At 46.0% G+C, this 11,537-nt stretch carries 7 protein-coding genes; 5 read left to right on the forward strand and 2 right to left on the reverse strand.

Features of this window, described 5'->3' with window-relative positions:
* Positions 1 to 145: 145 nt before the first annotated feature.
* Positions 146 to 2,326 (reverse strand): 4-alpha-glucanotransferase, encoded by a 2,181-nt coding sequence (gene malQ / locus OO778_RS20110; RefSeq protein ID WP_203347823.1) that lies wholly within the window; start codon positions 2,324 to 2,326, stop codon positions 146 to 148.
* 117 nt (positions 2,327 to 2,443) lie between these two features.
* Positions 2,444 to 4,897 (reverse strand): glycogen/starch/alpha-glucan phosphorylase, encoded by a 2,454-nt coding sequence (locus OO778_RS20115; protein WP_005396762.1) that lies wholly within the window; start codon positions 4,895 to 4,897, stop codon positions 2,444 to 2,446.
* A gap of 735 nt (positions 4,898 to 5,632) precedes the next feature.
* On the opposite strand from OO778_RS20115, the gene malT reads away from it, so the two are divergent.
* The 5 genes from malT to OO778_RS20140 all read left to right on the forward strand — a co-directional run bounded on the left by malT (position 5,633) and on the right by OO778_RS20140 (position 11,438).
* Entirely contained in the window at positions 5,633 to 8,341 is a 2,709-nt protein-coding gene (malT, locus tag OO778_RS20120) for an HTH-type transcriptional regulator MalT (RefSeq protein ID WP_005396763.1), read from the forward strand.
* Between the two features lie 580 nt (positions 8,342 to 8,921).
* Positions 8,922 to 9,839, forward strand: coding sequence for a DUF368 domain-containing protein (locus OO778_RS20125; RefSeq protein WP_041853110.1), 918 nt, complete (start codon positions 8,922 to 8,924; stop codon positions 9,837 to 9,839).
* Positions 9,840 to 10,090: 251 nt separating this feature from the next.
* Positions 10,091 to 10,516 carry a hypothetical protein gene (locus OO778_RS20130; RefSeq protein ID WP_074190343.1) on the forward strand — a complete coding sequence of 142 codons (426 nt, stop codon included), beginning with the start codon at positions 10,091 to 10,093 and terminating at the stop codon, positions 10,514 to 10,516.
* A gap of 9 nt (positions 10,517 to 10,525) precedes the next feature.
* Positions 10,526 to 11,140: an SCO family protein gene (locus OO778_RS20135; protein ID WP_006740812.1), complete on the forward strand. Its 615-nt coding sequence runs from the start codon at positions 10,526 to 10,528 to the stop codon at positions 11,138 to 11,140.
* Positions 11,130 to 11,438 (forward strand): PTS transporter subunit EIIB, encoded by a 309-nt coding sequence (locus OO778_RS20140; RefSeq protein ID WP_074190342.1) that lies wholly within the window; start codon positions 11,130 to 11,132, stop codon positions 11,436 to 11,438. Before OO778_RS20135 ends, OO778_RS20140 begins: the two co-directional genes overlap by 11 nt.
* Positions 11,439 to 11,537: the final 99 nt, after the last annotated feature.

Here is an 11,537-nt window from a genome sequence, read left to right on the forward strand (position 1 = left end):
AATGCCCGCTATTGTCGCGGGCATAATAACGGTACTTCATCCTAACGGATTGTGTTTTCGGAATGAGTGACCTAGACGGAACTTTCGTACCTCTGAGCTAACAAAATTGGTAATCCGCTCATTCATCTACGTCACTCTACGCATCTTATTTGCTCGCCTGTGCGCGAACTTCAGTGAGGCGTTTAGAAATGCGATTCACATCTTCACGGCTGAAGATTTCATCTAGGTTCATCGACAGCTTACGACGCCAGTTTGGATACTCATCCACCGTGCCAGGAATGTTGACCGGTTGATCCATTTCTAGCCAGTCTTCAAGCTGAACGCTAAGCAGTGCAGAGTCACCCGCTGCCACGTGCAGTTGCAGCGCTTCGCTTAGGTACGAGTCCATCGGTACGTACTGAGCATCATGACCAATGCCTTCTGGCAAATAGCCGTGCCAGCGAACGCTGTCTAAGATGCCTTGCTTGCACTTCAAGCGATCAGCAAATAAGCCTTCCAACTGTTTTTCATCTGGGTACAGGCCAATCTCACGACCCATTTTCAAATCGTCGCAGTGCCAGAAACCACGCAGGGTTGGCATGTCATGCGTACACAGTGCCGCCATAGATTGCTCTGCGTAGTGCTTCGGAGAAATGAACCCACCGTCTTCTTTCGAAGTTTCGAAGAAGAACACTTTGTATGAGTGCACACCTGCATCACGAAGGATATCGACGATTTCATCTGGCACAGTACCTAAGTCTTCACCAATCACAGAGCACTGATGACGGTGCGACTCAAGCGCTAGGATTGCGAGCATATCTTCCACTGGGTAGTACAAGTAAGCGCCTTCTGTCGCTTTCTCGCCTTTTGGAATCCACCAAAGGCGAAGCAGGCCAAGTACGTGGTCGATACGCAGTGCACCACAGTGCTTCATGTTGGCACGTAACAACTTGATGTACGCGTCGTAACCAGTCGCTTCTAAAACTTGAGGGTTAAGCGGTGGCAGACCCCAGTTTTGACCTAGTGGACCAAGTACATCCGGCGGCGCACCGATACTTGCGTCTAACACTAAGTTACCGTCGTCGGCCCAAGTTTCACTACCTGAGTCGGCAACACCGACAGCAAGGTCACGGTACAAGCCCACAGCCATGCCTTTTTCTTCTGCCAGTGACTGCGCTTCTTTGATTTGATCGTCTGCGATCCACTGTAGGTACATGTACAAGTGAACGCGGTCTTGGTTGTCTTTGATGTATTTCTGAGTACCGGCTGCGTCGAATGTGCGGTATTTCTCAGGGAATACAGGCCAACCCCACATGTTTGAATCTTCTGCATGTAAATCAGCGTGAAGCGCATCGAATGCAGCTTGGTGTAACAAGCTGTCGCCGCCTTTTTCTACAAAGTCCAAGAATGCTCGAGCGCGGTCGGTGTTTTTGTCTAAATGGCGAGCTTTGAACTCACTAAACAGCAGCGGAAGAACGCTCATTTTCAGTTGCGAAACTTCTGTGTAGTTCACCCAATGAGAGTCACGTGCTTTTTGTAGACGCTGTTGAAAGTCTGCACTGCCAACACGTTGCTGAGCTTCAGCACTCAGTGCGAATTCAGGTACAGAACTTACGTCGATGTACATGATATTCAACCAACGACGAGAAGACGGGCTGTATGGGCTCGCACCTTCTGGGTTCGCTGGGAACAGTGAGTGAATCGGGTTCAAACCAATGAAGTCACCGCCACGAGAAGCGATATCGCTCACCAACTGTTTTAGGTCACCAAAATCACCGATACCCCAGTTGTGCTGAGTACGCAGTGTGTAAAGCTGGATACTAGGACCCCATAGCTTTTTATGTTGGTTTAGATCGTCTTGTTTGAAACACGCTTTCGGCGTGATGATCAATGACATCTCGTAAGGCGTTTTACGACGCTTACGGCTGACAATCAATTTGTGATAACCCCAAGCCAAGTTCTTTGGCAATGCAAACACTAGAGGGCCACCCTCAGCACGCTCATCACGAACAATTTGGGACTGAAGATAGCCTTCAAGTACCTCTCCTTGTTCTGTTTCTAAACGCCAGCTGAATTCACTCTCACGAGCACTCGTACCTAGGTTTAGTTCCACTTCGACTGGTTCGCCGTCGCGTAAAACAAGAACAGGGGCTAGTACGTCTTTTTTATGTTTCTTTTCAGCAGAAGCCAATAGTTTTTCATCGCTGCTAGTATCGTAGCCAAGCGAAGCGAGCAAGCGGCGTAGCGTCTCCTCAGACACTTTTGCCTCATCTCCCCAAGCACTGACATAGCTATCAGCCAATCTCGCCATTTCCGCGACTTTCTTTAATGCTGTTTGTTCTTTCATCGCTTTCTCCGAAGGTAATACCAACACCTTCCATGTAGGGTTTTATTGTTATCAATAACTTCTTTTGGAAAATGACCAAAGGTAGCGCTTGGCTACCTTGGTCTTAACTCTGTTCTATTAACGGTGAACCGCTTTTAGTTTCCAGATGTTGTTCACATAGTCGCGAATTGAGCGATCTGAGGTGAACTTGCCGACAAGGGCGGTATTAAGAATGGCTTTCTTCGCCCAGCCAGCTTGGTCTTTGTATTGTTCGCTCATGTCTTCGTGCGCTTTCACGTAAGATGCAAAGTCCGCAAGACATAAGTACGGGTCACCACCATCTAGTAGGCTGTCGTACGTTGCACGCAGTAAGCCTGGTTGACCTGGAGTGAATTCTTCACCCAGTAGTAGGTCCATAGACGCTTTGAGTAGGTGATCCGCATTGTAGTAATCAAATGGGTTGTAACCTTGAGCTTTCAGCGCTTTCACACCTTCAACGTCTAGACCGAAGATGTAGATGTTCTCATCGCCTACTTCTTCACGAATCTCAACGTTAGCACCATCCATCGTACCGATCGTTAGGGCACCGTTAAGCGCCATCTTCATGTTACCAGTACCTGATGCTTCTTTACCCGCAAGTGAAATTTGTTGTGATACGTCCGCCGCAGGAATAATAATTTCAGCCATGCTCACACGGTAATCAGGAATGAAGACCACTTTCAGCTTGTTGCCGATGCGAGGGTCGTTGTTCACTTTCTCAGCAATCTTGTTAATAGCGAAAATGATTTCTTTCGCTAGGTGGTAACCCGGTGCCGCTTTCGCTGCGAAGAACACAACGCGAGGCACACATTCGAAGCCTGGTTCGTTAATAATGCGATGGTACAGAGACAGTACGTGTAGAAGGTCTAAGTGCTGACGCTTGTACTCGTGCAGACGCTTGATTTGAACATCGAAGATCGCATTAGTATCGAGTTCGATACCCATGTTCTCTTTCACCCAGTTAGCTAGGCGTTCTTTGTTCTCTTTCTTCACTGCCATGAATTCTTTCTGGAATTTCTCGTCAGTGGCGTACTTAGCGATGCCTTCTAGTTGCTCTAGTTTCGCTGGCCATTCTGGACCGACTTTCTCTGTGATTAGCTTAGAAAGACCTGGGTTACAGAACTTCAACCAACGACGTGGCGTAATACCGTTCGTTACGTTGTGTAGACGTGTTGGGTACATTTCGTGGAACTCTGGGAACAGATCTTTCTTAACCAATTCAGAGTGAAGTGCCGCTACACCGTTTACTGCGTAAGAGCCAATTACACATAGGTTTGCCATGCGAACCATGCGGTGGAAACCTTCTTCGATGATAGAAAGCTTCTGTTGTTTCGCGACATCACCCGGCCACATTGCACGTACGTCTTGTAGGAAGCGGTGGTTGATCTCGTAAATGATCTCCATGTGACGTGGTAGTAGATGCTGAATTAGCGACTCTGGCCATGTCTCTAGTGCTTCTGGAAGTAGCGTGTGGTTTGTGTACGCGAATGTTTGAGAGCTGATTTCCCAAGCCGCTTCCCAAGTTAGACCTTTTTCGTCCATCAGGATGCGCATTAGCTCAGGAATCGCAATCGTTGGGTGCGTATCGTTAAGCTGAATAGTCTCTTGCTTCGGTAGATCCGCTAGCGAGTAGCCAGCTGCTTCGTGGCGACGTAGGATGTCACGTACAGACGCAGCAGAGTGGAAGTACTGTTGCATTAGACGCAGTGTTTTACCTTTCTCGTGGTTGTCATTCGGGTAAAGCACTTTAGTGATGTTGCCTGCGTCGATCAGTGCGTGCTGCGCTTCGAAGTAGTCACCGTTGTTAAAACTTGCTAGCGAGAATGGTGCAATTGCCTGACATTCCCAAAGACGTAGCGGGTAAACCGTGTCTGATTCGTAACCCACAATTGGTAGATCCCAAGGCATTGCTCTTACAGACATGCCAGGAACCCATTTGCGAACTTCTTTACCGTTCTCGTTAACCACTTCAACGTGACCGTAGAAACCGATCTCTTGTGCAAGTTCTGGACGAGCAATTTCCCAAGGGTAGCCTTCTACACCACGCCATGCGTCAGGTGCTTCTTGCTGGCGACCATCTTTGAAAGACTGTTTGAACAAACCGTATTCGTAGTGCAAGCCGTAACCGACGGTTGGGAATTCTTGTGCCGCACATGAATCCATGAAACATGCCGCTAGACGACCAAGACCACCGTTACCCAATGATGGGTCACGTTCTTCTTCTAGCAGGTCAGTTAGGTTGTAACCCAGTTCAGCCATTGCTTCTGTTACTTGTTCGTACAGACCCATGCTGATTAGGTTGTTACCCGTCAAGCGACCGATAAGGAACTCTAGAGAAAGGTAGTTAACGCTCTTCGCACTTTTAATGCGTGGATCTTCTTCAGTAGCAAGCAAATCTAAAGTAGTGAACTCAGCCAGTGCATGACCCATTGCTAGGTACCAAGCTCGACTGTCTGCGTTTTCAATCGTGTGAGCGTAAGTTACAGATAGGTGTTTCTTTACGCTTTCTTGGAACGACTTCTTGTCAAATTGTTTTTGTTGAGTAGGTTTCATTACGAAATTCTCACGTCTTTTGGTAATTCATCTGCCATACATCGTGCATTTACCTCTGTGAATAAACATCCTCCTAATTCTCCTCCTTTGAAGGAGGAGGGCTGAGGGCGTAGAGGGGGTACCATTGCTAGGTTAGTGATCCAAATCTCAACAAAGTGAGCTTTGCTACAGTTCTTAGTGATTTTGATCACAATGGAATATGAGAAAAGTTAAAACCCGTTCATGACGCTTTTTATAGCCCTCTCATCTGATGATGTGAAAATTGTAATATTGGTCACATTAACTTGGTTAACATGGAAAGATTTTTCATAATCGATGTGCAACGCGTTCTTAACGCTAACGACACAAACGATATTTAAGTGACAAGAATCACAAATAAAGGGCGTAGTTGATGGTAAATCCATCAACCCTTGAGAATTAGGAAGTGGATCAAAGTAACGGACATTTCTGATGTCGTAACATCCCACACGGCTCACAGGATTGTACGCTTTTTATACAAACTAGAATTAGGCGGTGTGAGTTATTTCTAGTTTTCGCTAGCTTTTATATCTAAGTGACCGTATGGAATGGTTTTTCAGACGGATGCAAGCCCCAACAAGAGGCGACATTAACCGGCATTCAAGCAGTTTTTGATGCTGATGACATCATTCAGTAAGACGAAGCTTTCGAGGGGGCCTTACTGAAATGATCACGTCGCAATCACTTGGGTATACATAAATAAGGACATAATTACTAATGTGGATTCCATCTAAGCTTACTCGACCAGGACGCCTGCACAATGCCATCGTGCGCCCACGAGTGTTGGACTTACTACAGCAAGCGCCTTACTACAAATTGGTTTTGTTCCGCTCCCCAGCAGGTTACGGAAAAACCACCATGGCAGCGCAGTGGCTATCCGATAAACCAAACGTCGGCTGGTACAGCATTGATGACAGCGATAACGACGGCTTTCGCTTTGTAAATTACCTGCTTCAAGCATTAAACAAAGCCACCAACTTCAGTTGCTCTAACGCACAAAAACTGGCGGAAAAACGCCAGATCTCTTCTCTACGTTCTTTATTCAGCGAAGTGTTCGCGGAAATGGCTGACTTTCATCAAGAGTGCTACGTGGTGCTTGATGACTACCATTTAATCACGAATGATGAAATTCATGAATCCATGCGTTTCTTCTTAAAACACATGCCAGACAACCTTACCGTTGTGGTAACAAGCCGTGCAGCGCCGCCTCTGGGTACTGCAAACTTACGTGTTCGTGATTTAATGATCGAAATCGGCAACGAGATGTTGGCGTTCGATACCGAAGAAACGACTCGCTTCTTTAATCAGCGTATTGCTGATGGCATCGACGAAGACATGGCAAACAGCCTCAGAACCTATGTGGAAGGTTGGCCATCGGCGATGCAGTTGATCGCGTTGCAAGCGCAACATCAAAACCGTACATTGGCACAAACCGTAGAGTCGGTATCTCAGTTCAATCACGCGCATTTGTGGGATTATTTGGTCGAAGAAGTATTTGACCTACTCGATCACGAAACTCGTCATTTCTTGATGCAAGTTTCCGTGCTTGACCACTTCAATGATGAGTTGGTGTTTGCCCTCACCCAACGCGAAGATGCGCTTGGTTTGATCGAATCATTAAACCGCTACGGCTTATTCATCTACCCACTCGAAGGGGAGCAAAACTGGTTCCGATTCCATAACTTATTTGGCGAGTTTTTGTCTCATGAGCGCCAAGCGCGTATTCCTCAGCAAGAAAAAGATCTCCACCGCAATGCAGCTGTTGCCTGGTTACAACAAAAAGCACCGCACCAAGCGATTCACCATGCACAAAAGTCGAACGATAAAGACTTGGTGGTAGAAATTCTAAACGAATTCGGCTGGAAGATGTTTAACCAAGGCGAGCTCAGCACACTGGAAAGCTCAATTAATAAGTTGGATGCTGAGCTTCTGTTCAGCCACCCAAAACTTACGATGCTCCGAGCTTGGTTGGCTCAAAGTCAGCACCGTTATAACCAAGTAGGCCACCTGCTTGAAGAAGCGGAAGAGGAGCATAAAAAGCGTAACATTGAGTTAGATATTCATTATCAAGGTCAAGCAAACGCGCTGCTTGCTCAAGTAGCTATCAACAGCAACCAACCAGAGAAAGCACTCGAATTAGCGGAGCTAGCACTTAGCCAACTTGATAACACGATTTACCGTAGCCGCATTGTGGCAACTTCGGTTGTTGGCGAAGTTAACCACGTGCTAGGTAAACTCGACCGCGCGTTACCGATGATGCAACAAACCGAAAAATTGGCGCGTCAGTACCAAGTTTACCACCAAGCGTTATGGGCGATTTTACAACAAAGCGAGATTTTGATTGCGCAAGGTTACGTACAAGCCGCCTTTGAGCTGCAAGATTCCGCATTCCGTTTGATTGAAGATCAGCAACTTCAACATGTTCCTCTGCACGAGTTTTTGCTGCGTATTCGAGCGCAAGTGCTTTGGTGCTGGAACCGACTTGATGAAGCAGAGGAATGTGCCTACCGAGGTCTACAAATTCTCGAAAACCATTCGCCAAGTAAACACTTACACAGCTACTCGATGCTGGCGCGTATTGCGGTTGGCCGTGGCGAGCTAGACAAAGCCGGTAAATTCATTGAGCACATTCAACATTTGATGAAGCAGTCGACTTACCACGTAGATTGGACAGCAAACGCCTCACTATCGTTGATCCTGTTTTGGCAAGCGCGCGGGAATACCGATGCAATGCAAGAATGGCTCAACACTGCAGTTCGTCCTGAATCGGCATGCAACCACTTTTCACAATTGCAATGGCGCAACATTGCACGAGCACACATCAACTTAGGTCAATATACCGAAGCGCGCGCAGCATTGGATTTCCTCCAAAGTGAAGCTCGTCGAACCAACCTGATCACAGATACTAATCGCAACTTAGTGGTCGAAGCGGTGTTTGCTGCTCGTCAAAAAGACGAAGAGCAAGCAAAAGCTTTGCTAAAAGAAGCGTTAGTGATGACAAACCAGACGGGGATGGTAGGTAATTTCCTCATTGATGGCGCCACCATTGGCGGGCTACTGGAGAAGTTAAGCCTCCGCCATGAGTTAGGCGATCTAGAACGTCACCGCGCTCAACAATTGATGAAGGATATTTCCTCCAATCAGCGCAGCCGCTCTATTCACTTTGATGAAGACTTCATTGAGAAGCTGGTAAACCACCCTAACGTACCGGAACTAGTTCGCACAAGCCCACTGACTCAACGTGAGTGGCAGGTGCTTGGTTTGATTTATTCTGGTTTCAGTAATGAGCAAATCGCGCAAGAGCTTGATGTGGCAGGCACCACGATTAAAACCCACATTCGCAACTTGTACCAAAAGCTCAATATCGCCAATCGTAAAGAGGCCATTGTGACAGCTGAAAATTTACTCCAGTTGATGGGGTACTGATCAGCTCAAGAAAACAGATTAAAACCTAAAGTGAAATACAAGGGGTTGGCGTGATGCGTCAGCCCTTTTTTATGAGTCTAGAACGAGGGAAGTGCAATTTGCAAAGCACGTAAGTAACGTTGTTCATATAAAAAAATAGCCAACCGCAATAATCGCGATTGGCTTATATTTAGTGTGAACAAATTGTATTCACTAACAACGTCAGTTGGCTAGGTGACCCTCGGCTTAAGAAGGGTCGAGCATTATTATGCATTAATCATGCCAAAATGCAAAGACTTATTTTTGGGCACAGGATCTCATATAAAGTGAATTTGTCTATATAAAATATAGCAAAACGCAAATTAAATTATCAAATTGCATTTGCATAATGCAACAAACGTAGCCATTGATAGTACAGTTAATCATCTCAATAATGTAAACCAAATATTAAGATATCGTTGTATTTGAATCACCTCATAACCTGTAACAAAAATAAGCAATTGCTTGGATATAAAACCTATTAGCTACAGCACTATTTCATACTTTTTTCGTCGCAATGTTTGTATACTCTGTGCCATCGAAACGACTTAGCATTAGAGCAATGAACTACTTAATTACTTTCTTCAAAGGAATCGCCATGGGCGCAGCTGATGTTGTTCCTGGCGTATCAGGCGGCACCATCGCGTTTATCACCGGCATTTACGATACGCTGCTTGAGAGCATTCGACGCATTAACCCATCACTTTTCTCTATTTGGCGAAAAAAAGGGGTTAAAGCCGCCTTTAATCACATCAACGGTTTCTTCCTTATCGCTCTGTTTGCCGGTATTTTCACCAGCATTGCTACACTAGCAAAGTTGATCACTTGGCTTCTTGACACACACCCGATCCCACTTTGGTCATTTTTCTTTGGTCTGATTTTGGTATCGGTCTATCACATTATTCGTCAAGTTGAACAACGTGATCTTATCCGCTTCGTGACTTTACTCGTTGGTGTCGGGTTTGCTTACAGCATCACCGTGCTTAAACCTCTGCACATGGAACCAACGGCGATTAACACATTGTTCGCTGGTGCTATCGCGATTTGCGCGATGATCTTACCGGGCATCTCTGGCAGCTTTATCTTGTTATTGATTGGGATGTATGCACCTGTATTAGCCGCCGTGAAAGGTTTCCAAGTCGATACATTGGCGCTGTTTTTGTCAGGTTGTGTGATTGGTTTGCTGTCCTTTTCGCATCTATTGTCGTGGTTACTACGCAAGTTCCGCGATTTCACTCTGATGTTTTTAACAGGCTTAATGATTGGTACGTTACCAAAGATTTGGCCTTGGAAAGAAACCATCACTTGGCGCACCAATTCAAAGGGTGAGCAAGTGCCCTTGCTACAGCACAACCTATCACCATTTGAATTTGAACACGTGACATCACAACCTTCTCAGTTAGTGCTTGCCGTTGTGATGATGCTTGCTGCCATTGCGCTGGTTTTGAGTCTCGAAAAATTCGCAGATTCAGACAAGTAACTGCGGTATCAAATCAATACGGAATCAACAAACAAGAACGGAGCCAATTGGCTTCGTTTTTGTTTGTTGGCTAAGAGAAAATCATCGCAATTGAAAATCTTTATGGGCTTGATTCAAAAGCCCCTAAGCCGCGCGGTTATTTTGATCTCTGGCATCGAGGCACAACGCACAATTTATCTAGGCCACGAGTTGGCGAATGACGCTTCTGTGCTACGATGCAGGTAATGTTAAGTGATAAATGCTGAACCTTAATGAAAGTGTTACAAATCGCCGCTGTTTCAGCCGCACTGGTTGCGGGATTTTATGCCCCAACTTTACTAAAAAGCTTTTCTTCATCCACTCCGATCAAACCGATAGATGAGTATTGCGTTCTCTCTACTGCCTCGTGCGTTCAAGAGAATGTTACGATGACGCTCAACGCAGATACTGCTCAACCCTTGGTCCCTACTACTCTGAATGTTGAGTGGCACACAAGCGATGCTGAGCAACTCGTCCTAAGCCTTTCAGGAAGAGAAATGGAGATGGGAGAACCCAAGTTTTTACTGAAGCAAGTCGCTCCCGGTCGATATCAAGGTGACATCATTCTGCCGGTTTGCACTCAAGACGCCATGACCTGGGTTGGTGAACTCAGTGATGGAGAGAGTACCGTTTACCCTGCTATAAAAATGCAAAGATAAGGAATCGTTATGAGCCGCAATTGGTCCCTATTTCTCGTAGTTGCTTTCGCCCTCGGGTTTGGCGTAAAAAGCTATTTAGATAATCAGAAAACGAAGCCAGAGCAAGTGGATAGTTCCACCTCTCAACAAACGGTATTGTTTGGGGAAAATAACCAAGCCGTCAATATCTTCGATGTGAATGACCCTCGCATTCGAGTCGTCTATTTTGGTTTTACTCGCTGCCCAGATGTTTGCCCCACTTCGCTTGCTATGCTGGCAGGAGCCCTGAATCAAATCGATGAAGCGCAAAAAGCACAACTGCGCCCAATGTTCATTTCTTTAGACCCAGAGCGTGATGAGGCCGATGCCTCGGCGAAATATGCCCATTACTTCCATCCAATGATTGAAGGCCTATCGGCACCGCTTGATGTAACCACACCTTTGGCACACAACTATGGTGTTATTTTCCGAAAAACCGAATTGGAAGGCTCGGAGCTCAAATACACGCTTGATCACAGCTCTTACTTTTACTTCTTGAAGCCGGATGGCACGTTAATCACCAAGGTACCGCATACACTCTCGCCGGCACCGATTGTTGAAGCCATTTCAAAACTGACGACTGAAGGCTCCTCAAATGACAGTTAAGTCAGTGCTGAAACAGTTTTTCAGTTTCCTAACTCAAACCAACCCCAATGTCGAACAAGACGTCGATACGATCATTGACGCCATTGGGGGTATAGAAAACCTGCTAGAAACCGGAGCATGCGCGACTCGGCTACGTCTTACCCTCAGAACGACGTCCATCATAGATAAAAATGCACTCAAAAATCATGGCGCACATGGCATCGTGATATTGGATGAGCGTCATGTCCAAATCATATACGGCTTAAAAGCCAACACGTATTCGCAGATTATGGAAGAGCGCATCACAAAACAAAGTTAATATTTTCGCAGTATAGCTACCCTCTAAGATAAAGGGCGGCTATACTCTTTTGGCTTAATTAACTCACTTATTTATTAGCCAACGAAGAGGACACAAGAT

Origin of the sequence: Vibrio sp. STUT-A16 (assembly GCF_026000495.1) — a bacterium.
Lineage (GTDB): Bacteria > Pseudomonadota > Gammaproteobacteria > Enterobacterales > Vibrionaceae > Vibrio > Vibrio diabolicus.

Excerpts from the sequence above, each read along its gene's own strand:
- malQ (WP_203347823.1), bottom strand. The coding sequence starts at position 2,326 with ATGAAAGAACAAACAGCATTAAAGAAAGTCGCGGAAATGGCGAGATTG.
- OO778_RS20115 (WP_005396762.1), bottom strand. The coding sequence starts at position 4,897 with ATGAAACCTACTCAACAAAAACAATTTGACAAGAAGTCGTTCCAAGAA.
- malT (WP_005396763.1), top strand. The coding sequence starts at position 5,633 with ATGTGGATTCCATCTAAGCTTACTCGACCAGGACGCCTGCACAATGCC.
- OO778_RS20125 (WP_041853110.1), top strand. The coding sequence starts at position 8,922 with ATGAACTACTTAATTACTTTCTTCAAAGGAATCGCCATGGGCGCAGCT.
- OO778_RS20130 (WP_074190343.1), top strand. The coding sequence starts at position 10,091 with ATGAAAGTGTTACAAATCGCCGCTGTTTCAGCCGCACTGGTTGCGGGA.
- OO778_RS20135 (WP_006740812.1), top strand. The coding sequence starts at position 10,526 with ATGAGCCGCAATTGGTCCCTATTTCTCGTAGTTGCTTTCGCCCTCGGG.
- OO778_RS20140 (WP_074190342.1), top strand. The coding sequence starts at position 11,130 with ATGACAGTTAAGTCAGTGCTGAAACAGTTTTTCAGTTTCCTAACTCAA.